This window comes from Thermomicrobiales bacterium, from assembly GCA_041390825.1.
GTDB lineage: Bacteria > Chloroflexota > Chloroflexia > Thermomicrobiales > UBA6265 > JAMLHN01.
Map to the genome: position 1 here is coordinate 44,531 of JAWKPF010000009.1, position 22,350 is coordinate 66,880.

Consider the following 22,350-nt stretch of genomic DNA (forward strand, 5'->3'; position numbering starts at 1 on the left):
GCGTCGACAGGGCTCAGGGAGCGGGGAGGTGAAACGCGATCAACACCAGCAACAGGAAATAGGCCACGCCAGCGCGGCATTCGAGCCGCAGATTGGGAGGGGTTTTGCGGCGGGGTTGGAAGTCGCCGCCGCCCGAGGGCGGAAAGGTCACCAATTCCAGGGTGCCGTCAGCGCCGAGCGTGGCGAACGCTTTGGCTGGGAGCGGCCCCGCGGTGCGGAAATGCCGCAGCGAGGCCCGCCGGCCATAGCGGTCCATGCTCCATTTCGGGCGAACTTCGTACTGTCTCCACATGGGACTGGATATTCGGTCTCAGAAAACGGGCGACACCGCCGCTATTTTGGCAAGAAGCGCCTCGAACCGGCAAATCCCTATCGGCTGGACGGCATGAGATGGAAGCGGTGCTTCAGCGCGTCGAGCAACTCCGGCCGCATGTCCGGGTGCGCGATCGACGCGAGCATTTCCGCGCGACGGCGAATCGGTTGTCCGCTCAAGTTGACGATCCCGTACTCGGTGGCGACGTATTGCACATGTCCGCGGGTCGTCACCACACCGCCGCCCGGTTTCAGGGTGGGAACGATGCGCGAGAGCGTTCCTCCCTTTGCCGTCGATGGAAGCGCCAGGATGGCTTTGCCTCCGCGTGCGAGTTGCGCGCCGCGAACGAAATCCATCTGGCCTCCGATTCCGCTGTAGATCGACTCGCCGATGGAATCGGCCACCACTTGCCCGGTAAGGTCGATCTCCAGCGCGGAGTTGACGGCGATCATGTTGTCGATTTTCCGGATCTCCCGGGTGTCATTGACGATATCCGACGGGTGAAATTCGACGAATGGGTTTCCGTCGATGAAGTCGAAGAGCCGCTGGGTGCCAACGGCAAACGAGGTGACCACGCGGCCGTTCCAGGTGTTCTTGTAGCGATTGGTGATGACACCGCGATCGGCCAGATCGACCAACCCGTCAGAGAACATCTCGGTATGCACGCCGAGATCCTCGCGATCGGTCAATGACGCCAGCACGCCGTCAGGAATGGCGCCGATCCCAAGCTGCAGCGTCGCGCCGTTGGGTATGAGCGCGGAGACGTGCTCGCCGATCATGCGCTCGATCGGTCCGACTGTTGCCGGACGATGCTCCGGCAGAGGCCGGTCGGTCTCCACGAGCGCAGCAAAGCGGCTGACATGAATTGCCGAGGCGCCCATGGTTGCCGGCACTCTGGGATTGACAAGTCCGATGACCGTTTTGGCGGCATCGGCTGCCGACCGGGCGCACGAGACCGAAGCGCCCAGACGGCAAAATCCGTGTGTGTCGGGAGGTGTCACCTGGAGCAGGGCGAAATCGAGCGGCAGCGGCCCACGGAAAAGGTTCGGCACTTCTGAAAGGAAGACGGGCGTGTAGTCGGCGCGGCCATCGTTTACCGCCGCGCGCACGTTCGAGCCGACGAACAACGCGTTGTGCCGAAGATGGCCCTGCAATCTCGGATCGACATGCGGGGCTGGACCGTCGGTATGGATCGAAACGGTTTCGACGCCGGTCAGCTCCATTGCCCGGTCGCAAAGCGCGTCCATCAACTCGAGCGGCGCCATGGCTGCTTCGTGCAAATAGACGCGGTCGCCGGATTGCACCGGCCGCAACGCTTCCTCGGCGTCTACGAATCTCGGGTTCGTCATCGAGAAGCTCTCCCTGCGATCGAAGGGCGTGCCTGCGACAGCGCCGAGCATGAGTGTACGGCGGGAACGTGACTACCTCGTTGCGTCCCTGACTGAAGCCTTGCAGGATCGTGACAAAGGCGGCGAAGATGGGTCGATTGCAAACCTCCCACCGCAAAGCGCTCGCTCCTCAGCAGCGGAATCAGCTTGTATTGGACGGAACTCTGTGAGCGCGGATCGCTTCCGGAGCCTGGGCCCGCAATGCGTAGCCTCCGAGGATTGCCGCTCCGATGCAGACCAAACCGCCGAGCACAATCGGCGCCCGGGTTCCTGCCACATCCGCCAGGAACCCGAGCACGGGCGCCCCGATCAGGGTTCCACCAATCATCAACGAGCTTTGCAACGCCAGAATCCGCCCATGCATGTCTGGACGGGCGGTCACTTGCACATTGGCGGTTGTGGATGTCATGTAAAGGATGCTCGCCGCGCCAAGGAGCAGCATGATCGGAAACCCCGCGCGGACGCTCGGAATGCTTGCCAGCGCCAGCATGCACAGACCGAGCAACCCAGCGCCAATCACGATGGTGCGGACCGACACCAGCCCTCGATTGGCAACGACGAGCGCTCCCACCACCGAACCAAAGCTGAACGTGGCATAGAGCAGGGTGAACATGGCGTCGTTACTATGCAGCGCACCGGTAACGAAGAGGGGCAGCGTGACGGTGAAGTTGTAGGCCAGGATCCCGATGGCCGCGAGCATCGCCATTGGGATCCAGAGGACCGGCACGGATCGGATGTAGCGGATTCCGTCGCGTACCTCGCCTTTCGCGCGTGGTTTCGGTGGACGGCGGCGTAGTTCTTCCGGGCGCATCATGAAGAGGCAGATCAGCACCGCAAGATACGAGAACGCATCGATCGTGAAGCACCAACCGTAGCCGAGCGTCACGATCAGAAGTCCAGCGAGCGTCGGTCCGAAGATGCGCGACACATTGATGACCAGGCTGTTGAGCACAACCGCGTTTGCAATGTCGTCCTGCCGCACCATTTCCGGGACGAACGAGCGCCGCAGCGGGTTGTCGAACGAGAGCAGGATGCCTCCCAGAACGGCAAGCACGTAGAACGCCGGTAGGGGCGGGTTTGGCATGAATGCCATGATGGCGAGCGCGAACGACTGCAGCATCGAGAGCGATTGGGTGATGAAGAGGAAGCGTCGTTTGTCCGATCGATCGGCAACCGCCCCGGCCCAGGCGGAGAGAAAGAAGACCGGGCCGTACTGGCAAGCTGCCAGGATGCCGACTGCCAGTCCGTTGTCGGTCAGGCTGAGCACCAGCAGCGTCAACGCCACGTTGGTGAGCCAGTTCCCGGTGTTCGAAATCAGGTGACCGATGAAAAAGAGCCGAAAGTTTCGATTGCGCAGGGAAAGAAAGGTCGTTCGCACGCTGGATCCAGCACGACCGGTGAGGTTCATCGGATGAACGCAGACGTGGGATGGCACTGTGTGGGACTGGACATTCGAGGAGCGTACCAGATCGGCAAGCAGCTTGCACAAGTTGCTTGGCGAATCCTAGTATTCGATCATGAACGCGATCGAGACAATGGTTCGGGATGATCAGGCATTGCGTCTCGCCACGGCTGTCACGCGCTTGCGCAGCGCCCTGAAAAGCGCGCGTTGGCAGGTGACCGACCTCTCCATCACCCAGGTGTCGATCCTTCGATTCCTCTCCCGTCACGGACCGTCGACGGCCTCAGACCTGGCGGCGGCTGAGCACATCACGCCGCAGGCAGTAGCCCAGCAACTCAAGGGACTGAAGGAGCTCGGCTACGTCCACGCCGCGCCCGATCCATCCGACCGCCGAAAAACCCGGATTTCCATCGACGATTCGGGTCGCGCCCTGCTGGCTGCGCTGCTCGAAACCAGCGAGGCGTGGCTGGCCAATGCCATCGAGGCGACGGTGCTGCCCGAGGAATTGGCCGACCTCGATCGCGCCATCGACGTGCTGGAGCGGCTGGCGAATGCCGTGACCGCGCCCGAACGTTGAGTTAGCGGAAGCGTTCGTATTCCGATGGCAGCGGCCGGCCAAATGCCTCGCAAAGCGCGAGAACGTCGAGAAAGTCCCCTTCATCCGGTTCGTATCCCAGATGGAACTCGATCATCGTATCGACCGGGATACAGCGCACTTCTCGGCCGCCAATGTGTCCGATTCCCTCCAGATGGTGTCCGAAGTAGGCGACTCCGCCGGTATTTTGGCCAGAATCGTCCAGGATGTAGCTGTGGACGTCGATGCGTCGCAATTGCTCGTCCTGCACCACGAAGTTGTGTTCCCATGTGTCGGCAGTGGGAATCTGCACGAATCCAGCCACGATCAGCAAGCGGCGAAGCAACGGGAGATCGCGGTAGGGTAGCGCGATGTCCAGGTCGAGGTGGGGACGAGTTTGCCTGCCAAGCAGCGCGTCCACTCCCCAGCCTCCATCGACATACATCTCGATCCCGACCGACTCGATCAGGTCGATCAGGTCGATGGCATTTTGCTCGGTGACCTCTCCATCCATCTTGTTCGGTATCGTACCGAACACAACCGCAGCTAACGGGAGGACCCATGCGTAATTTCGATCCGGCCAAAAGCTTCGGACCCCGTGTCGCCGCCAGCTATGACGATCACCTCCGCGGAGACGAGGACGAAACCGTCGATTTTCTGGCCCGGCAGGCGAGAGGCGGTCCGGTACTCGAGTTGGCCATCGGAACGGGGCGCATCGGGCTGCCACTGGCGCGGCGCGGGCTCGCCGTGTCTGGAATCGAGCTGTCCGAGGACATGGTCGCGCAACTGCGGCGCAAGCCGGGTGGCAGCGAGATTCCAGTCACCATGGGCGACTACGCCGAGGTCGGGGTCGAGGGTGAGTTTGCCCTCATCTTCGTTGTGTTCAACACGATTTACAACCTCCTGACCCAGGACCATCAGGTGCGCTGCTTCGAAAACGTAGCGAAACACTTGACGAACGAGGGGGTGTTCGTGCTGGAGGCGGAGATGCCAACGCAGTTTGTCTCGACTCGGAACCATCAATATGTCGATGCGGAACGGGTGGAGGTCGATGCAGTGACGCTAGACGTGGCTCGGTTCGATATCGCAACCCAGCTGCTGGACGAGAATCATGTCCATATCTCAGGGGAGGGTATCTCCCTCGCACCCATCGTCACCCGCTACATCTGGCCAAGCGAGATGGACCTGATGGCGCGCATCGCCGGGCTCCGATTGCATGCGCGGTACGGAGGCTGGCTCGGCGAGCCGTTCGATGGATCGAGCCGGCGGCACATTTCGGTCTACGGCCGCTAGCTCACTGGCTGGATTGCGAGAGCGCGTCGTCCACCGTCGTATGACCCGGTGTTCCCACCAGTAGGCGTTCCAGTCCATCGGCCCGCAACGTATCCCGCACGCTTGCGGTGGCCCCTACGAGCATGAGCTCGATGTTGCGATCGCCACATGTTTCGTCCAGGTCACCCAGCATGTCGATAGCTGCCAGATCGAGCGAGGCCACATTGTCCAGATCGATCACCAGCCGGTCGATTGGCGGATCGGCTGCGTCGATTGACGCGTCGATGTTGTCTTTCACGGCGTCCGCGTTGGCGTAGAAGATCCCGCCGTCGACGCGCACGATGAGCGTGCCGGGAATCGACTCATTCGACGGATGACGTTCGAGTGAAGAGAAGACATCGGTGCCTGGGACGCGGCCGAGAGTATCGACGCGCGGTTTCGAAGCGCGATACGCGAGCAGCAGAAGCGAGAACCCGGCGCCGATGACGATGCCCTCGAGCATTCCGAAGGTCAGCACCCCGCCCGCGGTCAGCATGGCGGCTGCGAACTCGCCCCGGCTCAGCCGGTAGATTCGCTTTAGCGCGGGGATGTCGAGCAGACCCTTGACGGCCACGAGCACCACTGCGGCCAACGTTGCTTCGGGCAGTTTCGCAAAGACGCCAGTCAAGAAGAGCAGCACTACTCCGAGCAAGATGGCTGCAAAACCGCCTGCCAGGGGCGTCTTCGCGCCCCCGGCCTCGTTCACCGCGGAGCGCGACATGCTGCCACCGACCGGAAAGCCCTTGGCGATACCTGCCGCGATATTGATGGCGCCATTGGCATAGAGTTCCTGGTTTGCGTCGATCCGCTGTTTGTGCTTGGCGGCAAAGGTCTTCGCGACGCCGATCCCCTCGACATATGAGAGGAGGAAGCACCCAATGGCCAGTCCGAAGATATCGGAAAAGTGATCGGAGGGGATCCCGGAGATGCCCAGCGACGGCAAACCACTCGGAATCTCGCCGGCAACAGTCACACCCTTCTCTTGCAGATCGGTCACATACATCAGTCCTATTGCCGCTAACACGACGATCAGCGAACCAGGCAGCGCCGGAAGATACTTCTCGAAGAGGATCAAGAGCGCGATGCTGACCAAACCGAGCGCGAGCGTCCACTTGTTGGTCTCGTCGAGGTTTTCGATGACATTGCGGACCCGTTCGAAAAAGTTGCCCTGCACGCCCTCGATCCCGAAGAGCTTGGGAAGCTGACTGGACGCGATGTAGAGCGCGGCGCCGGCGGAGAACCCCTTGAGTACCGATTCCGAGATGAAATTGACAACGAAGCCGAGCTTGAGGAGCCCGGCGAGGATAGCGATGAGCCCTGCCGTCACCGCGGTGAGCTGCGCTGCGGCCAGATATTCATCCGGTTCGAGCGCGAGCGCCCCAAGCGTTCCGGCTACCATGATCGCCAGCGCCGACGTGGTGCCAACCGACATCTGGTTCGAGGTGCCGAAGAACATGTAGACCAGCAAAGCAATCATGCTGGCATAGAGCCCGTGCTCAGGGCTCAAGCCAGCCAAACCCGCGTACGCCATGCTTTCCGGAACGGAAAACGCCGCCACGGTCAGGCCGGCCATGAGATCGAGCCGCAGCCAGCGACCACGGTCGTAGGTCTTGATCCAACGAAAGAATGGAACCACCGACCCGATGCGGCGACCGTGGCCAGAGTCAACCGAATTGACTTGCTGCATCCGAAATCTTGTCCTCACGTTTTCCTGAAGAGACTCGATCGTGTCCATCGTACGTGTTAACGGCATCGAAAAACGAAGAGAGTACGCAGCCTGATTCGATCGAGACCGCAGTTGCGGCGAAAGCGAATGGCCAGCTGCCGGTTCTGTTCGGCATCGAAAGCCAGAATTCGGTTCGGCGTTCCTCTATCACGAAGTCGATGGTCTCACGCGTCTCCAGTCCGTCCCCATTCTGAATCAGTGAACGCTCAAGATCATGCAAGGAATTTGCTGGCGCGGGATCGAATTGCACGCTGAGGCTGTTCGAGCCAGCGCTATCTTCGCCTGCAAAGGAGCGCGCGTCATGCTCCGAAATGGTGCAATTGAGTGGTCTGGGAGAGTGATGCACCATCTCCCGAAGAGATACCACCATCGATCCATTGGCGACCTTGATAGGTTAGGGTAGGATCGAGCTATTCACCGGTGCATGCCGATGAACGGCAGGGGTGACGAATGGCAGTCGCACACAATCGAAATCCGCGGCAGGACGACGCTCCTGGACCGGCGCCCGATCTGGACATGGTCTGGATTCCGGGCGGCACATTCACGATGGGATCGGACCGGCACTATCCGGAAGAGGCCCCGGCGCACAAAGTGACGGTCGATGGGTTCTGGATGGACCGGTTCCAGGTTACCAACGCCAAGTACCGCCGGTTCGTGCGGGAAACTGGCTATGTCACAGTAGCCGAGCAGGTCCCCAAACTGGAGGACTATCCGGGCGCAGACCCGAATGACCTGGTGCCGGGCTCTGTGGTCTTCACCCCACCGCCTGGCCCGGTGCCGATGGTCGATCACTACGCCTGGTGGCGCTGGCAACCGGACGCCGATTGGCGTCACCCGGAGGGCCCGGGGAGCGATATTCAGGGGCGTGATAAGCACCCGGTCGTCCATCTTGCCTGGGCCGATGTCGAAGCATTCGCCGAGTGGAGCGGCAAATCCATACCGACCGAAGCGGAGTGGGAGCGGGCGGCGCGCGGCGGCCACGAAGGACGCGAGTTCGCGTGGGGTGACATGCTTGCGCCTGATGGCAAGATGCTTGCGAATTACTGGCAAGGCGAGTTTCCCTGGCAGAATCTCGAGCTGGATGGATTCTCGCGCACTGCGCCCGTTGGCTCGTTTCCACCGAACGACTATGGACTGCATGACATGATCGGGAACGCCTGGGAGTGGACGGCGGACTGGTTTGCCGGCCATGGTGATGTGGAGCGCGGGTGTTGCTCGGCGCCAGAACTCAATCCGCGAGGCGCTGGACGGGAAGAAAGCATCGATCCGAACGCTCCGGGCGCTCCAACACCGCGCAAGGTCCTGAAGGGCGGATCGTTCGCTTGCGCGGAAAACTACTGCCGGAGATATCGGCCCGCTGCGCGCATGAATCACCCGATCGATACGGGCACGAATCACATCGGCTTCCGATGCGTTGTGCGCCCATAGCTTGTGCGACATGGCGCCGGGCCCGGACGGAATGAGAGCGTTGTTGGAGTTCGGCCGGAGGTCGGTGCAGTGTTCGAGGGATCCCGCATCAGTCCGGAGACGGCTGACACAACCAATGCTCGTCGTAGAGCCGCCATCCTGACGGGCGCAGTTGGCGCACTCTTTGCCATCCTGTTCTTGACGAGCCTTTGGCTGCTCTCGCAGGCGCCAAGACCGGGTTCCGATGCACAGTCATTCATCGATTTCTACAACAGTTCTGAGCGCCGCAAGATCGTGCTGGTTGGGCTCTACGTCTTGCCGTTCTCGGCAATCGCGTTCATTTGGTTCCTTGCGGCATTACGTCAATGGGTTGCCCAAAGCCATCGACGCGGGAGTCAACTGGTTGGGACCGTCCAGCTCCTCAGTGGTGTTGGGTTCATCATCCTGGCGTTGGCGTCCGCTGCCGCGTCGACGATGCCGGCAGCGCTGGCGGAACTGAGCGACCAGGCGATCGATCCAGAGATGGCGCGGGATTTTCCTCTTTATGGCAACGCGCTATTGCTGGTCTTTGGCGTGCGCTTGTCTGCGATGTTCGTCATGACGACAACGAACATCGGACGCGCCTCGGGATACATGCCGAAATGGTTTGCCTACATCGGCTACGTTGTCGCCGCGGTTCTCTTTCTGAGCTATTCGCTCACGGTTTGGCTGGCCGTCGTCTTTCCGCTCTGGGTGCTCGGGCTTGGCTTGCTCATCATCTTTCTTGCCTATGAGTCGAGTCCCGAAAGCCTTGCGGAGTCTTTGGAACCACCTGGTCAACTTGCCGACGAGATCTAGTGGCGGATTCTGGATGTGCCGTGCGCGAGCAGCCAAAGCATTGTCATTTGCCTCTTTGGATGTATAGTCGCGACCGTCTGATCTCGTTACCATGAACGAGACAGGCGCAACCACGGCGAACGCGCACGGGCTGTCAGCTGTCCGGCGATATCAGTGAAGCGAGAGGTAGCTTTCATGGCATACGGCCCAGTGGAAATGCTGGTGGTCAAGTTCCCCGGCAATCAGTTCTCCGGCGAGTTGGCGCCGGCACTTCAAGATCTTGTCGACACCGGTCTCATCCGCGTGATCGACTTTCTCTTCGTGCTCAAAGACAGCGATGGCGCTGTGTTCGTCTACGAACAGAACGGACTTGGAGACGAAGTGGCCGCGTTGTTGGAGCCGATTTCCCAACCAGAGGACGAGCTGCTCTCCCAGGAAGACGCTGAGAGCATCGGCGTGCTGTTGGAGCCGAACTCGTCAGCGGCATTGTTGTTGTTCGAGAATGCCTGGGCCGCGCAATTCGCGCAGGCCCTGCGCAATGCGAACGGAGAAGTCATCATCAACTCGCGGATTCCGCGCGATGTGATCGAAGCTATTGTCGAAGACGCAGAGTTGGCCGGCTAACGCGCAGCCAGCTCTTGCAACAGGAGGAACAAGACCATGTTGAGACGAAGAGGTGGCCGAGGGATCATCGGCACCATGGCGACGACAGCAGTGGTTGCCGGAACCGCGGGTGCGGTCGCCCATCACCAGCAGCAGCGCTATGCCGGGAAAGCCGCGGCTCAACAGCAGGAGATGGCGGAGCAGCAAGCAGCCGCGGAGAGCCAGCAACAGTTGGCCGAGTTGCAGCAACAGGTCAACGCCATGCAATCGCAACCTGCAGCGGCTCCAGCTCCCGCGGGCGGCTCCGACATGATGAGCCAGCTGCAGCAGCTCGAAAGCATGCAGGCCGCCGGGCTGCTCACGCCGGACCAGTACGAGGCTGCCAAGAACAAGCTGCTCGGTCTGTAGGGCTTCGGACTCGAGCAATAGATACCCAGGACAGGCAAGGGCGAGCGCTCTTGCCTGTTTGGCGTTTGCGTTCATGGCAAACATGATGGCGATCGGCGTCGGGAACCGAATCTCGAGTTTCAGCCGTTGAGAATATCGGCCAGGACCTGCGCTTCACTAATCGATACTTCGCGCGTGGCGGTAATCAGCGTCAGCGGACCTTGGTTGGCAAGCGCGCGAAGATGGGCCAATGCAGCAGCATGCTCCGGCTCTTCGAGTTCCGCGCGGTAGCGTTTGACAAACTCTGCGTATCGCGCCGGATCGTGCGCATACCACTCCCGAAGCTCTGTCGACGGGGCGATGTCCTTGCGCCACTCAGTCAGCTGCGCTTTTTCCTTGCTGACCCCGCGCGGCCACAACCGATCGACCAGAACACGAGCTCCGTCTTCAGGGGACGCCGCTTCGTACGCTCGTCGGACGTGCACAACGCGTCGCTCCGTCATAGACAGATCCTCCCGCCATTTCTGTGATCAGGGTCGGCGAAATGGCTACCATCCTCAATCATATCGCTCGGGTCTAGCGGATGAGCGTTTTGGGAAGCTCTTGGCGGGAAGAACCTGGCGTGGACGCTCCATCTGTTGATTCGATTCCATTGCCGGGGAATCGACCAGGTGCTCAGCCGCCCTGTTCCGGAATATTCGTATTCGCCAGTCACACCCATTTCCTTACGTAGTCGCAGGCCTTTGTGCCTGCTGAAGGGTGCCAAGAGCAGCACCGGAATCCTGCGACTACGGGGCTTGGGGACAGGAGGAATCCAGTATGAATAATCCGGGCTTAGCTCAGGATGTTGATCGCACGGGCCGCGACGATCGCCAGAATGACGATGGAGCCGATGGCCTGAATCATCAGCAGGAGTTTCGCCCGAACCGAGAGAATCGACGTGTCGGTCGGGCTGAACGCAGCGCTTGCGGTGAAGGCAACGAAGAGGTAGTCGATAAATCGCGGAGTCCAGTTGCTGCTGTATTTCCGTCCAAGCGCAATCTGCGGGAACGCGAGATCGGTCGGAACATACCCCTGCGAGTGGCGTGTGCGCGGTCCGCCACCATCGAGCTCCCAATACCAGAGCGCGAAGACGAGCACGTTGACGATCCAGAGGAGCGCTGCATCGCGCAGGAGATAGGGAGCATAAACGTTGCCGTCGATCAGGCGAGAAACCAGGCCAGCCATGCTGCCTTCCACGGCCAACGTCGCAACCCCGGTCATCACCAGCGTCAACCAGCGAGCCTCGGGATGGCGCCCCGCGCGAAGTGCGAGCACGAGCGCGAACATGATTCCCAGCATCAACGCCGGCACCAGCCACCTTGGGCCGATGCGGAGCGGATCGGAAACCGAAGCGTACACCGCTACGAGCAGGGCGAGCCCGATCAAAAAATCCCAAGACCGCAACAAGTTGCGATGGGCGAGCCGAGCTGGAGCGTCCTGCACCGAATCCGGCCGCGCTGGCGCGGTTCGAAGCGGCTCAGCATGTTCCTTATCAGGTCCGCGACCCATTCGGGGCGTGGGGCGGTTGCGACGCTGGCGTGCTTGGGAACCGTCAGTCATGGGAGATGCAACTCTCGGCGGAAAGTCGGAGCGAACCGAGCAAATTCTCTCATTTCCAACGGTGTGCCCGGCCAGCGCCCCCTACCGTGGCGGGCCGAACCCACCCTGCTGAGAACTTTCAGTAGTCACCGTGGCGACCAGTGTTCCCGGATTCGCGCTGCCATCGACATAAAGGCCGTCGACCGCTTCGCCTTGTGCAGTGCCGCCCAGATAAACGTCGTATGCGACGCCGGGTACCACGTCCGCGCTGCTGAAGTAGATCGCGTTGAACGGGATCGAGGGCGCGAATGCCACGAGCTCCGTATCGCCGGATCGGACGACGACGAGCGTGCCCGCGCTTTGCGTTCCACCAAATGTCGCGAGAATGATGCCCTGGGCTGAGGCCTGGGACGGGGCCTGCATCATGACGCCGGTGCTGAGCACCATTCCACCGTCGATGGTGACGGGACCGTCTGCATCGAGACCGCTATTGGCATCCACCAGAGCGCCCTGGGTGATGACCGTTCCGCCGGTGATCGTGATGGAACCATTGGAATCGATACCGTCGCCCACTTCGGTTGCGACGAAGACGAACCCTCCAGAAATGTCGATCTGGCTCACTCCGTCCTGATTCGCATTGATTCCGTCTTCGTACGCGTGGATACGGATGGCGCCACTTTCGATGAAGATGTGTTCTGTGCTCGAGATGCCTTCGTCGACCGCCTGCACATCGAGCGCGCCGCCGCCGCGAATGGTGAACGAGACGTTCCCATAGAGCGCGGCATCCTGCTCCGCGGCGCCGCCATCGCTGATTGCATTGTTGGTGCCGTCCATCAGAGAGACGGTCGCTTCAGCAGCGCTTTCGAGATAGATAGCCGGGCCATCGCTGTTCGAAATCGTGGCCCCGGCAAGAACAAGATCGACCGAAGCACCCGGAGCGGCAACATGAATCATCCCGTCGGCGAGCGTCCCTTGCACAACGTAGGATCCACCTTCGGTGATGACGATGTCAGTGCCATCTTGCGTTGCGCCGTCTCCGTCGATGGCAATTTCCTCGGCCAGCGTGATAGTGGTCGCCCCAGTGATATCGATGGATGTTGCCGCCTGGGTGGCATCCTGAGCGTTACCGCTCGAACCGCCGAGCGCCAACAATCCAACCAAGGCAACTGCTGCAATCGCTCCGCTGAATCGACGTCCGTAAGGGTGCAATGGTGTTCCTTTCATCGTGCCTAGCCCAAACTTCTACCTGCGCGGAGTGTGATGGTCCGCGCTGTGGTTTCGCTGGGAAACGACTGTGCGTTGCCCAAGTAATCCCAATGGGCTTCGAACGCGCTGTGAATGGGTTGCATGGAGCAGTTCGGTACGTATTCGAGTGCCGGATGATTTCGAATCCAGCACTACGCAATGTGCAGATTCGCCATAGCGGTTCAGTCGATTCTTCTGTGAGTCTCAGCAATCAACCCGTGTGACCTGGACGATGTGCGTTTCTTCGTCCTCGTCAGCGCAGGAACAAGAATCGACGGGCGAATCACGGATCCTGGGGTACGTGGCCGATCTCGGTCGACGATGCATCGTGCACCGCCTCGAAAACATCGAGGAAGAAGCTCTCCTCTCCGATCGCCTGAACGATCCCGTCGCGAATCAGAATATCCATCACCAATGGCTTGACTCGCGCCAGACGGAGCGCAATTCCTCGCTCGGTTAGGAACTGCGCGATTCGATCGAGTTTCGCTGCGCCCTGGGAGTCGATGAAATTCACGCTCTGAAAATCCAGAACAACCAGACGCACATCGACGGGCGCTTCTTCTACCAGCGTGTGGACGCGGTCCTCGAAGGAGTCGGCGGTCACGAAGAACAGAGCTCCCTCGAGTCGAACGGCCACAATGCCCGGAAGTTGCGTGCTGTCGGGATGTGCTTCGAGATCGCGAAACACGTGCGTGCCCTTCGCAAGTCCCAGCAAGGAGACCGACGGGGAGGTAACGACCTTGAGGAGCCAAAGAATCGAGAGCATCACCCCGACCAGGACACCCGCCAGTACCCCGAACGTGACGACTCCAGTCAGCGCCGCGAGAGCGATCCAAAAGTCGGAGCGCTTAACCCTATAGAGTCGTCGCATTGCAGGCACATCCATCATGCCGAGCGTGACGGCTTCGATGACAACCGCGCCGAGCACTGCCTTCGGCAAGTCCGAGAAGAGTGGAGCGAGGAAAATCAGTGTGAGGATGATCGTGCCGCCTGTGGCCAAAGAGGCAAACTGGCTTCGCGCGCCGGCTCGGTCGTTGAGCGAACTCGCCGAAAGGCTCGTCGCGACCGGAATCCCTTGAAAAAGTCCCGATCCGATGTTCGCGACTCCTTGAGCCAGTGACTCTTGATCGATATCGACTCGGTAATCGTGCTTGGCGGCGAAGAACCGTGCGTCTCCGGCGCTCTGCGAGAAACCGATCAATACAATTGCTACTGCAGCCAAGAGAATCAAACCAGCGTGATCTGATACGAGGTCCCAGGACGGCACCGCGAGTGATGGCAATCCGCGGGGCACTTCACCAACGAGTGCAACGCCACGCTGGTCCAGCCCGAATAGTCGTGAGAAGAAGATCCCCGCCGCAACCACAATGAGCTCCCCCGGAAGGTGCGGAGAGAGCGCATGCATCCCAAACAGCGCTACCAGGGAGGCGATTCCGACGGCAAGAGTCGTGGAATGCGTATCCCCGAGCCCACTCACCCAACTCCACAGTTCACGCCAGGCATTGCTGCCATCCGCGTCTGTCCCTGTGATCTTGGAAAGCTCGCCGACAACCACATCGATGGCGGCGCCGAAGAGAAAACCAGTGATGACTGCCTTGGAGATGAACTGCGAGATCCACCCCATACGCAGGATCGACATCAAGACGAAGAGCAGTCCAGCGACGATGGCAATGGCGGCAACAAGCGCGGCCGCTTGGGTGACTGGTGCAACCCCAGCGGCAATCACCGCGCTGCCGGCGACAGCGGCCAGTCCAGAACTCGGTCCGGTGGAAATTTGCCGAGATGTTCCGAAGATGGCATACAGGATCGCGCCGGCCGCCGCGGCGTACAAGCCATTCTCGATCGGAACGCCGGCAATTTCAGCGTAGCCAAGGTTCTTTGGGACGACCAACGCGGCAACGGTGACACCGGCAAGGATGTCGCCGCGGATGAACGATCGTTGGTATGTCTCTTTCAAGCTGAGGATCGGAAGCGCCTTGGTCATTGCCGATCTCGCTGCTCCGGCACGCATTGCGAACTGCTGGACACCGAAGGCACGAGTTCTGGTGCCTTGGACCTATACCGAGATGGCGTCGATTGCGCAAGCGAGACCAACAGTTTCGAATGCCGGTCTCCTCGTCATGAATTTGGGGCTCGTTGCGGACAACCTGGCCGCATGTGCGACGAGCGCAAAGTACATGACTAGACTCCCAGCTCGGCCTCGATCTTTCCCGACTTTGCTGCTTCCACCAATGCCTTGTGGTCGGCCTCTGCTTGGTCTGCATAGCTCATCGCGAAGCGGGCCACCGCCTGATCGAACTCTTCGTTCTTTCCGAGATAGGCCGCGATTTGCAGCGCATCGCCGGAGCGCGCGTGTGCGCGCGCAAGAATTTCGCCGCAGACACCCGCGTAGGTCGCAAAGAGTGACGCCTTCATCGAAGCCAGATCGGCGGAAGCCTTCATGTTGAACAACTGCCGCACGTACAAGTCCCTGCCCGTTGTGTGCCTCACCCAACCAAGGAAGGGGTCGGAGACTGCCTGAATGAGGCGCTGACCCTGCACTACGCGCTCGCCTTCATTCTTGTACGGATTCAATCGGACATATTGAGACAAGACCGAGCTACCTGCTTCTTTGAGCTGCAACACAAGCGGGTCGCTGCTGTCTTTCCCAGCAAGGACGACGATGTAACAGCGTGTTCCCACGCTTCCGACCCCACCGACGCGAATGGCAGAGTCGATGTAGCGATAACGATCGAGTAGCGCGCGCCGATCATCCGTCAGCGTCTGCATGTATTTGGCGAAGACGGGTTGGATAACGGCTCCCACCTCGTCTTCAGGCAGCCGCACGATCAGGGGCGGTCGCTCGACGATGCGAAGGTCGCCATGAGCAGCATCGGTGAGCTTCGCCGCCGCGTAGAGACTGTCCTTTCCCCGGGCTTTCTGGATCTTGGCTAGGACATCTTTACGGCGTCGTGCGTTCGGAATGAAATCGAGCAACGACTCTGCAGTCACATGGGAATACCAGACCTCGAGCGTCGTCATCTCGGAAAACTCTATCAGCTTCTTGCGGTATTGATATACACAAGATCGAGCAATGTCCCTGCAATTGGGGTCCGAAAGGCCATTGCTCCGCCCAGCGAGAACCGCACTCGCAGCAAGCCGCTTCACGTCCCACTCGAATGGTCCCGGGATGGTCTCGTCGAAGTCGTTCATGTCGAACATAAGCACGCGTTCTGGCGAGCCAAAGAATCCAAAATTCGATAGGTGTGCGTCGCCGCAAAGCTGCGCTACCAGGTTGGTGCTTGTTGCGTGGCCGAGATCCCATGCCATGATCGCCGCCGAACCCCTGAAGAACGCAAACGGAGACGCCATCATCCGTCCATAGCGGATGGGAAGCAGGTGCTGGAGGCGGCTCTCGCCTTGTTGAACCAGTGTGTCGACCGGATCCGGACGGTAGGCGCTCTTCTGAAAGATCTCATGCGCTTGGCGTGGGACCGCTACGCGCTGCGCTCGTCCCTTGTCCCTGCGTTGGTCAGGAGTAAAGAGCTCGACACGCCCCGAAACGGAACGGTATTCCGCGGAACTTCCGTTGCTCGCTTTCGAGGTGACGGTTTCTGTGGCTGAAGGTCGATGTGCCATAGCATGACGTTCCTGTTGTCCGGGAACCGCGCGCCACTGCGCGCGGTTCCATTTTCCGTTTTCGGCGATCTACGAAGCTGTCGTTGCCTGACCGACCTGAAGGATGGTCAGCGGATGGTCGGTCGATCCCGGGCTCCCGATGACGACAAATGTGTAGGACTGCCCTGCCTCGATCGAGACTCCGTTGCTCTCCACCGCGACGGTATCTGTGCCAGTGGCCTTGCCGGTGATGTCGTAGCTGCCGGAGTGCACCTCGCCCGCGTCAGTTGCCTGACCAAAGCGGACGTCGGTGACGACCGGAGACAGATCGCCAACCACCGTCGCATCGCTGGCACGGGTGAGATAGAAATCGAGCGCTGGCGCCTGAGCTGCGCCATTGATCGCGCGAACGCGCGCCTGGTCCTCACCAGTGGCGGAGAGGTCGACCTCGGTCGGGATGATGAGTAGATCGGAAACGACGACCAGATACTCCTTGCCGGCTTCCGTCGGAACCACGACCTGGTACAGATATCGGTCGAACCCGCTGTTGACATTCTGCTTGACGATGACAGCGGTGACAGGAGCGGTTCCCTGATAGGCATCGGAAACGGTGCCGTACTCGAGTCCTTCGACAACGCGCTGATCGGATTCATCGCCGTTGATATAGACATCGATCTTGTCGAGCGATGTCATCGCATTGACAAAGCGAATGTTGACCGGAAACTCATTGGTCGGAGTGCCGTCCTGAGCGCGGGCGGCCGGCATGGAGGCCAGCATGCCCAATCCAAGTGCGGCGACTGCCGCGATGACGAGAAACCGAAGTCGAAGTGATTTCATTGGTGATCCCTTTCCGTGATGAATGCGAATTGGCATCGAATGACGATCGATAGTTGAGGCGAAATGCGCGACTACCTTGAGACCATTCACACGCCTCCCTTCTGTCTTTCAGCGGGTCCGCACGGCTGCGACCGTTCGTGCTGAACTTCTTGTCGCGGCGCGTACAATGACGGTCTATTCTTCCTCGCCGAAGGCATTTCGCAGGGCGGTTTCCTGCTCGGCTGATAGATTGCTGGCGATCAACTCAGGCGCAACACCGGCATCCTTGAGCTGTGCAATGACGCGGTCACGGGCGGTGACCTCGCCGAGCAGGAAGAGCGCAGACGTGCCTGGAGTCACCTTTCCCTGCACACTCTTGATGAAATTGTCATCGATGCCATAGTCCTGAAAACTCGCGGTCAACGCCCCAGCCGCCGCGCCAATCGCAAGACCCAGGAACGGAATGAAGAAAAGCAATCCAAAGAGCATGCCCCAGAATGCACCGCTCAGCGCTCCTGCGCTCTTTAGATGAACGAGTTGCTCTGTCTTGGGCTTCTTCTTACCGACTTCCCAGCGAACAATTGCTCCGTCCTCGATCGTGACGATTCGCTGAGCTTGCAGGCTCTTCAGAACCGCGAGCGCCCGATCCGCTCCGTCCACCGTATCGAACTTCCATGCCGTGAGCGTTGTCATGTTCCTTTTCCCAGTTTCGAAATTCGCATTGCGACCACATAGATCGCGCCATTTTCGTCGCTCCGCTCTGTGAGCCAATTCAGTCCTGCCGGTCGAGAGTCCTCCTTATTTCACTACTTGAGGAGCGGTTGCTCGCGCAGAAGCATCTGCGAGAGGAGCGTTGGTGTAATCCAGCAATTCGCAAGTACGTGCCCGTGCGCCTCAGCAGCAGCGATGTCTAGTTCAGCAGCCCATAGGTGCTCGATGAGCAAAATGAGCGCGCGTGAATTGACCGGAATCAGGTCGGCGATCTCGAGGAGTTGCTCTTCGGTAACGCTAAAGTCGGATTGCCTCTCGATCGAACTGTTTGGTTCCGGGAACGATCTCGCCTTCCAAGAACCTTGGTTTGGAAGACCAAAGAGTGCTTTGCTGAGCAGACCGCTCCAGCGTGGATCGCCGCGCGGAGCATCGAGCGTATCGAGAACGATGAGCTCTCCATCTTTTCCCTTCACGGTGACCACGCTGTCGATGAGTCCGATCAAACTCCTTCGACGCAGATGATCGACTTGCGCGTGCGCCAATGTTGGCAGTACTGCGCTGTCGAAGTTAATGACTACCAACTGGAGTGGTCCGACTGTGTTCATAAGCGACTCTCGGCAACATAAACTTATGACGGCGTTCCACCATGTGACATCAGATCCAGGGCAACAACGCTTGCAATGAGTAGTGCGTCTGGCTGGCCCGGAGTAGTTTCGATTCCATATGAGTTTGTCGTCCGAAACCATTTTCGAGATATGGCTGCGACAATGCCGCTTGGTCCGACAATCGAAAACTCGTAGGAAGCCGGGCTTCCCTTAACCTCGAGCGAGATCCCGTTCGAGAGTTCAATCGAGAAACGGTCTCGGAGTGGACTTGCGAGCGATCGGTGCACCACTCCTGTCTCTGTTCCCGTTGCGTCGTAGATGGTGAGACGATCGGTCTTGCGCACGTGATGTGCAGGAACCCGGAAGAGCGTGCGACCAGCGAGGTCTTCGACAACGATCGTGTCTCTCTCGGCAAGTTCGATTCCGCTGATACGCAGCACATGTTCTCCATCTGCGTTGAGGATCAGGAAGTCTGTGCCGAGCGCAGCTAGATCTGACGTCATCCGATAGCGGTTCGATCGTGACCGTGTTGGGTCTTCGCCTCCAGGATCAGCGCTGTCGCTGCTTGACGACGTGATCGGCTTGTCATCGTCCATTTGGTTCAACTCGCCTGTACCTCCGTCAACGCAGCGGGTTTCGCCACAACGAACGTAACAGGCGTGGTCGCACCTCACCATCACCAGAAAGCGGTAATGGTCAGGGGTACTCGTCGAGATAACGGGAAAATGGGCAGAATCGAAGGCTAGAGCAGACCGAGTTGCTGAGAGCGATTGATCGCTTGGGTTCGGCTGGAAACGTCCAGCTTGTCGAAGATGCGCCGGAGGTGAGTCTTGACGGTCTCTTCTGAGATAAAGAGAGCGTCGCCGACATCTCGATTCGAGAGGCCGGCGGCAACCAGGCGCATAACGTCGCGTTCGCGCGGACTCAGAACAGATTGCGCCGAATCGATTGGGGTCGTCGAGAGATAGGGTTCGCCTGCACTTGCGAACAGTGTGACTGCCTGCGCACGATGTGGTCCCGATTCGAGGGAGACGCGTTTCAACAGTTGGACAAGAAGCGGACCTTCGTCCAGGAACGTTCGCAGGAACCCTTCTCCGGCTCCGATCTGCAACGCATGTCCAATGGCGGAGCGAGCTGCCACATCGTTTCCGATCTGCACCTCAGCGAGAGCTCGTAGGCACTGTATCGAAATCAGGACTCGGTTCCAGCGCTGCTGGGTCGCCATTCGGCAGAGGGAATCCAGATGCGCGAGGGCTTCCTGAGCGTGTCCATCGCGGATCTGCACACGCAGCGCTGTCAGTACGATGGGCAGATCTTGGTATCGCGCTGAGTTGGTGATCTCGCTGCCGAGGTGTTGGCGCCAGCCTTGGGCGAGTGCGATTTGGTCGGTCATTAGCCACAGGCGAGACCTCATCTCTTCGAAGACCGGAACGATTCCCGAGTATCCTGCCCCTTCCGCGCCGGCTATTGCGAGCTCGATTTCATCAAAGGCCCGATCCCATTCGCCGCGCGCGGCAGCGACTCGCGAACGAAGCGCCGGAATCTGAGCCAAGTGAAATGGAGCGCCCATGCGGCGAGCCAACGCTTCGGCCAGGTCTGCATGCGTGATGACCTCGTCGAGCTGGTTCCATTCGTAGAGGATGCCGCCAAGTTTCTGATGCGCATTCTGCAAACCGAGATCGTTCCATTCGTCACCAATGGCAATAACGCGGCGAAAGACCTCCGCCGGTTCTCGCAACTTGGCCTGCGAAAGTTGCACGAGCCCGGTTGCCGCAAGTTCGGCAACTTGGAAACCGCGGACACCGAGTCGACTATTGACGGTTCTGGCTTCGTCGAGGACGCGCTCGGCTTCTTTCAGCTTCCCGCCGGTTTCGAGAAGCATTCCCAGCATGATGAGCGTCCGCGCTCGATCGGACAGGTCTTCAGGGTTGAAATACTCGAGGGCTGCGGCGGCGGCCGCTTCTCCCTCTGATGTTGCCCAGGCGAAAAGCGACTTGAGCACCTGGAGTTGTAATGCCGCACGCGCGACGACCGGATCGCCCTCTCGGCCCTCGATCGCCTTTTCCGCTACCTCGAGCGAGTGGTGTGCCTTTCGCGGTCGTCCAGTACGCACTTGCGCCCACGCGAGCCAATAACCCAATCTCGGTTCTATCGCGAGCGGTTCGTCGGGAAGGTCCTGCAACCACGATAAGAGAATGCCAATCCGTTCTTGATCAAAGAAGTCTTTGCAGATCTGCACCAGCAAGTGAGCTGCCAATTGCCACGACTGAGCCTGGATAGCGTGGTATGCGGCCTCGGATGTGAATTGGTTCGTCTCGTACCACCGGGCCGCGCGGACATGCAACTCCCGAACCGCTTCTACATCGTACTCGCGTACGAGGCGCTGGCGCAGCACATCCGTAAAGAGGTGGTGAGAGTGGTACCAGTTTCCTGGTCCGTCCAAACGAGAAATGAAGATGTTGTCGCGTGACAGAATGCTGAGCAGCTCGTCTGCCGCGGGGACTCCAGCGACCTCGGTGGCGATCTCCGGGTTGGTTTCGCGCAAGATCGCAGTCTGAAGCAAGAAACTCTTTCGTTCTGGGGGCTGGTTCTCGATAACTTCATCCCAGAGATATTCGGACACGGACGGAACGTTGTCCGTAAGGGATTCGAGCAAGCTGCGAATTTCAGTGGGGGAGCGTCGCCGAAGCGCTGCAGCCAAGAGTCGAAGGGCAACGGGCCAACCCTCTGCCCATCGCTCTATTTCTTCCAGATCGGCCTCCTGAAGATCGAGGTGCTGGCGTTCGATCAGGAACAATCTAGTTTCCTCAGTGGTGAACCTGAGATCGCCGGATCCAAGCTCGACCAGCTCCCCGCGTGCGCTCATGATTAGCGTCGGGAGACTCGGGTCGGTTCGTGACGTCAGGATGAGCGACATGTTCGCTGGCATCAGACTCAGCAACTGGGCGACAGCGTCCTGTACTTCGTCCGACTCGATGACGTGATAGTCGTCCAGAACCAGCACGAACGGGCGCGTAGACTCAGCAACTTCATTGCTCAGCAACTCTATGAGGTGGCGCGCTGGGGGTTGGGACGGATCGTTGATCATTGCCGCCGTTCCGTGGCATAGAGAATCATCGATCGACTGGATGGCAGCTACAACATACGAAAGAAAGATCCTGAAGTCATTGTCTCCGGCATCGAGCGAAAGCCATGCGGAAGCGCGATCGGATTCCGACTGCCATTGGCTCACCAGCGTCGACTTACCATACCCCGGAGGCGTGACTACCAGTGTCAGCTTGCCCTCGACTCCCCGATCGATCTCGCGAATCAAGCGATCGCGGATCACGCCATCGCTGGCGGCTCGGGGGGCGCGCAGCTTGGTGAGCAAGAGCCGCTCCCGCGGCTGGAGAGAGGTTCTGATCGTAGGTTGATTCGGATCCGACACGTCCCGGCTACCTCCACTGGGACTCCTAACGAGCTCGAGCGAATGCATGAGGCGTCACGTATGAGGTCTCAGATCTTATCCAATTCAGAACGACTGACTGAGTCTGGCTCGACGGTCGTCACTCGCTACGTTCTCCTCGGGACATCGGCTCGTACTGGTATCGTGTCGCTCCCGGCCTGGGTGGGAACGCCCAGATCCAGGCTGATTGCCACTGTTCACATGGTATGCCAGTACGGCGTCGATTGCTCGCGGCTTGAGGATGACTCGAATTGACACCCTTCAGCAATTTACCTGGCGAAACCCGGTCGGGCAAACAGCTACCGCTGCAATTACTTCTTTGCAGGGATACTTGTCCGTTTCCGAATCTAGTAGCGTGCTTTCATACTCGTCCGCTGCCGATCCGTTCCCATAGATCCATGAGAGGAAGTTACCTGTAGCTTG

Annotated in this window: 21 protein-coding genes; 6 read left to right on the top strand and 15 right to left on the bottom strand. The window is 59.7% G+C overall.

The genetic code is table 11. The features are described from left to right. Positions 1 to 13 precede the first annotated feature (13 nt). The 3 genes from R2855_05540 to R2855_05550 form a co-directional block, all read right to left on the bottom strand. Entirely contained in the window at positions 14 to 292 is a 279-nt protein-coding gene (locus R2855_05540; protein MEZ4530478.1) for a hypothetical protein, read from the bottom strand. A gap of 77 nt (positions 293 to 369) precedes the next feature. Next, entirely contained in the window at positions 370 to 1,662 is a 1,293-nt protein-coding gene (locus tag R2855_05545; protein MEZ4530479.1) for an acetyl-CoA hydrolase/transferase C-terminal domain-containing protein, read from the bottom strand. A 181-nt stretch (positions 1,663 to 1,843) separates the two neighbouring features. Beyond that, positions 1,844 to 3,079, bottom strand: coding sequence for an MFS transporter (locus R2855_05550; protein ID MEZ4530480.1), 1,236 nt, complete (start codon positions 3,077 to 3,079; stop codon positions 1,844 to 1,846). 205 nt (positions 3,080 to 3,284) lie between these two features. Here R2855_05550 and R2855_05555 point away from each other — a divergent pair, with 205 nt between their 5' ends. Then, positions 3,285 to 3,680 (top strand): MarR family transcriptional regulator, encoded by a 396-nt coding sequence (locus R2855_05555; GenBank protein ID MEZ4530481.1) that lies wholly within the window; start codon positions 3,285 to 3,287, stop codon positions 3,678 to 3,680. Position 3,681: 1 nt separating this feature from the next. Here R2855_05555 and R2855_05560 read toward each other — a convergent pair whose 3' ends face one another. Continuing rightward, positions 3,682 to 4,191: a hypothetical protein gene (locus R2855_05560; GenBank protein MEZ4530482.1), complete on the bottom strand. Its 510-nt coding sequence runs from the start codon at positions 4,189 to 4,191 to the stop codon at positions 3,682 to 3,684. A gap of 47 nt (positions 4,192 to 4,238) precedes the next feature. On the opposite strand from R2855_05560, the gene R2855_05565 reads away from it, so the two are divergent. Next, positions 4,239 to 4,970 (top strand): class I SAM-dependent methyltransferase, encoded by a 732-nt coding sequence (locus R2855_05565; protein ID MEZ4530483.1) that lies wholly within the window; start codon positions 4,239 to 4,241, stop codon positions 4,968 to 4,970. A gap of 1 nt (position 4,971) precedes the next feature. Here R2855_05565 and R2855_05570 read toward each other — a convergent pair whose 3' ends face one another. After that, positions 4,972 to 6,675, bottom strand: a complete 1,704-nt coding sequence (locus R2855_05570) for a SulP family inorganic anion transporter (GenBank protein MEZ4530484.1) — start codon at positions 6,673 to 6,675, stop codon at positions 4,972 to 4,974. A gap of 489 nt (positions 6,676 to 7,164) precedes the next feature. Here R2855_05570 and R2855_05575 point away from each other — a divergent pair, with 489 nt between their 5' ends. The 4 genes from R2855_05575 (at position 7,165) to R2855_05590 (ending at position 9,948) form a co-directional block, all read left to right on the top strand. Beyond that, positions 7,165 to 8,142: a formylglycine-generating enzyme family protein gene (locus tag R2855_05575; protein MEZ4530485.1), complete on the top strand. Its 978-nt coding sequence runs from the start codon at positions 7,165 to 7,167 to the stop codon at positions 8,140 to 8,142. A 69-nt stretch (positions 8,143 to 8,211) separates the two neighbouring features. Continuing rightward, entirely contained in the window at positions 8,212 to 8,958 is a 747-nt protein-coding gene (locus R2855_05580) for a hypothetical protein (GenBank protein MEZ4530486.1), read from the top strand. A gap of 174 nt (positions 8,959 to 9,132) precedes the next feature. Next, entirely contained in the window at positions 9,133 to 9,561 is a 429-nt protein-coding gene (locus R2855_05585; protein MEZ4530487.1) for a DUF6325 family protein, read from the top strand. Between the two features lie 36 nt (positions 9,562 to 9,597). Then, positions 9,598 to 9,948 (top strand): SHOCT domain-containing protein, encoded by a 351-nt coding sequence (locus R2855_05590; protein MEZ4530488.1) that lies wholly within the window; start codon positions 9,598 to 9,600, stop codon positions 9,946 to 9,948. A gap of 119 nt (positions 9,949 to 10,067) precedes the next feature. Here R2855_05590 and R2855_05595 read toward each other — a convergent pair whose 3' ends face one another. The 10 genes from R2855_05595 to R2855_05640 form a co-directional block, all read right to left on the bottom strand. Further along, complete coding sequence (locus tag R2855_05595; GenBank protein ID MEZ4530489.1) at positions 10,068 to 10,430, bottom strand: DUF488 family protein; 363 nt, start codon at positions 10,428 to 10,430, stop codon at positions 10,068 to 10,070. A gap of 331 nt (positions 10,431 to 10,761) precedes the next feature. Further along, a complete protein-coding gene (locus R2855_05600; protein ID MEZ4530490.1) occupies positions 10,762 to 11,355 on the bottom strand; it encodes a hypothetical protein in 594 nt (197 codons plus the stop codon). A 255-nt stretch (positions 11,356 to 11,610) separates the two neighbouring features. Next, on the bottom strand, positions 11,611 to 12,717 hold the full coding sequence (locus R2855_05605; GenBank protein ID MEZ4530491.1) for a carbohydrate-binding domain-containing protein: 1,107 nt from the start codon (positions 12,715 to 12,717) through the stop codon (positions 11,611 to 11,613). A 319-nt stretch (positions 12,718 to 13,036) separates the two neighbouring features. After that, positions 13,037 to 14,737 (bottom strand): sulfate permease, encoded by a 1,701-nt coding sequence (gene sulP, locus R2855_05610; protein MEZ4530492.1) that lies wholly within the window; start codon positions 14,735 to 14,737, stop codon positions 13,037 to 13,039. A gap of 197 nt (positions 14,738 to 14,934) precedes the next feature. After that, entirely contained in the window at positions 14,935 to 16,371 is a 1,437-nt protein-coding gene (locus tag R2855_05615) for a DUF2252 domain-containing protein (GenBank protein ID MEZ4530493.1), read from the bottom strand. 69 nt (positions 16,372 to 16,440) lie between these two features. Beyond that, complete coding sequence (locus tag R2855_05620; protein MEZ4530494.1) at positions 16,441 to 17,187, bottom strand: DUF4397 domain-containing protein; 747 nt, start codon at positions 17,185 to 17,187, stop codon at positions 16,441 to 16,443. Between the two features lie 174 nt (positions 17,188 to 17,361). Then, entirely contained in the window at positions 17,362 to 17,859 is a 498-nt protein-coding gene (locus R2855_05625; protein ID MEZ4530495.1) for a DUF1269 domain-containing protein, read from the bottom strand. A gap of 113 nt (positions 17,860 to 17,972) precedes the next feature. Beyond that, positions 17,973 to 18,482 carry a hypothetical protein gene (locus R2855_05630; protein ID MEZ4530496.1) on the bottom strand — a complete coding sequence of 170 codons (510 nt, stop codon included), beginning with the start codon at positions 18,480 to 18,482 and terminating at the stop codon, positions 17,973 to 17,975. A 23-nt stretch (positions 18,483 to 18,505) separates the two neighbouring features. Continuing rightward, on the bottom strand, positions 18,506 to 18,985 hold the full coding sequence (locus tag R2855_05635; GenBank protein MEZ4530497.1) for an LURP-one-related family protein: 480 nt from the start codon (positions 18,983 to 18,985) through the stop codon (positions 18,506 to 18,508). 239 nt (positions 18,986 to 19,224) lie between these two features. Further along, positions 19,225 to 21,852, bottom strand: a complete 2,628-nt coding sequence (locus R2855_05640) for a LuxR C-terminal-related transcriptional regulator (GenBank protein MEZ4530498.1) — start codon at positions 21,850 to 21,852, stop codon at positions 19,225 to 19,227. Between the last annotated feature and the right edge of the window lie 498 nt (positions 21,853 to 22,350).

Excerpts from the sequence above, each read along its gene's own strand:
- R2855_05590 (MEZ4530488.1), top strand. The coding sequence starts at position 9,598 with ATGTTGAGACGAAGAGGTGGCCGAGGGATCATCGGCACCATGGCGACG.
- R2855_05540 (MEZ4530478.1), bottom strand. The coding sequence starts at position 292 with ATGTGGAGACAGTACGAAGTTCGCCCGAAATGGAGCATGGACCGCTAT.
- sulP (MEZ4530492.1), bottom strand. The coding sequence starts at position 14,737 with ATGACCAAGGCGCTTCCGATCCTCAGCTTGAAAGAGACATACCAACGA.
- R2855_05585 (MEZ4530487.1), top strand. The coding sequence starts at position 9,133 with ATGGCATACGGCCCAGTGGAAATGCTGGTGGTCAAGTTCCCCGGCAAT.
- R2855_05575 (MEZ4530485.1), top strand. The coding sequence starts at position 7,165 with ATGGCAGTCGCACACAATCGAAATCCGCGGCAGGACGACGCTCCTGGA.
- R2855_05565 (MEZ4530483.1), top strand. The coding sequence starts at position 4,239 with ATGCGTAATTTCGATCCGGCCAAAAGCTTCGGACCCCGTGTCGCCGCC.
- R2855_05560 (MEZ4530482.1), bottom strand. The coding sequence starts at position 4,191 with ATGGATGGAGAGGTCACCGAGCAAAATGCCATCGACCTGATCGACCTG.
- R2855_05570 (MEZ4530484.1), bottom strand. The coding sequence starts at position 6,675 with ATGCAGCAAGTCAATTCGGTTGACTCTGGCCACGGTCGCCGCATCGGG.
- R2855_05615 (MEZ4530493.1), bottom strand. The coding sequence starts at position 16,371 with ATGGCACATCGACCTTCAGCCACAGAAACCGTCACCTCGAAAGCGAGC.
- R2855_05625 (MEZ4530495.1), bottom strand. The coding sequence starts at position 17,859 with ATGACAACGCTCACGGCATGGAAGTTCGATACGGTGGACGGAGCGGAT.
- R2855_05620 (MEZ4530494.1), bottom strand. The coding sequence starts at position 17,187 with ATGAAATCACTTCGACTTCGGTTTCTCGTCATCGCGGCAGTCGCCGCA.
- R2855_05545 (MEZ4530479.1), bottom strand. The coding sequence starts at position 1,662 with ATGACGAACCCGAGATTCGTAGACGCCGAGGAAGCGTTGCGGCCGGTG.
- R2855_05635 (MEZ4530497.1), bottom strand. The coding sequence starts at position 18,985 with ATGACGTCAGATCTAGCTGCGCTCGGCACAGACTTCCTGATCCTCAAC.
- R2855_05630 (MEZ4530496.1), bottom strand. The coding sequence starts at position 18,482 with ATGAACACAGTCGGACCACTCCAGTTGGTAGTCATTAACTTCGACAGC.
- R2855_05595 (MEZ4530489.1), bottom strand. The coding sequence starts at position 10,430 with ATGACGGAGCGACGCGTTGTGCACGTCCGACGAGCGTACGAAGCGGCG.